General features: G+C 67.6%; 2 pseudogenes. Both read left to right on the top strand.

The features are described from left to right. Window positions 1–265 (top strand): annotated as a pseudogene (locus VQ02_RS34410) (hypothetical protein); the annotation flags it as partial. After that, window positions 262–658 (top strand): annotated as a pseudogene (istB, locus tag VQ02_RS34405) (IS21-like element ISMex8 family helper ATPase IstB); the annotation flags it as partial. The pseudogenes VQ02_RS34410 and istB, both read left to right, overlap by 4 nt.

Here is a 658-nt window from a genome sequence, read left to right as displayed (position 1 = left end):
CGCGACGCCACTATCGCTCCTCGTCGCTCGGACCGTGACGATCTGTTCGGCGGTCGCGATGGCTGTCTTTTTTTTTTTTTCCGTCACCGACGCGATCCGGCTCGGAGCGATCGGCTTCGACGCGGTCAAGCTGATCGCGCTGGCCCGGTTGGAGCGACGACCGCCCCGGCTCGACCTGGCGGCCTATCCGCATCTGCCCAGGACCGCGGTGAGAACGACCGTGGCCGCCGACTACGCGGTGCTGGTACCGGAGGTGGCCGCATGAGCGCGGCGCGTGACGAGACGATGCCGGGCGGCACCACCGGCGGCACGCCGGGGATCCTGCTCGCCCACCACCTCAAGCAGCTGAAGCTGCCCACGGTGCTGCGCGAGTACGACAAGGTCGCCCGGGAGTGTGCCCAGGGCGGCATCGACCATCCGCGCTACCTGCTCCGGCTGGTCGAGCTGGAACTCATCGATCGCGAACGGCGCATGGTCGAACGCCGGATCCGGTCGGCACGCTTCCCGGCGGTGAAGAGCCTCGACACCTTCGACTTCACCGCGATCCCGAGCCTGAACAAGATGCTTGTGCTGGAGCTGGCGCGCTGCGGCTACATCCTCGGCCGAGAGAACGTCATCGCACTCGGCAACTCCGGCACCGGCAAGACCCACATCGCCT

The sequence above is a fragment of the Methylobacterium variabile genome (assembly GCF_001043975.1).
Classification (GTDB): domain Bacteria; phylum Pseudomonadota; class Alphaproteobacteria; order Rhizobiales; family Beijerinckiaceae; genus Methylobacterium; species Methylobacterium variabile.
The sequence above is the reverse complement of the archived record's forward strand: the minus strand, read 5'-3'. Positions and strand labels throughout refer to the sequence as shown.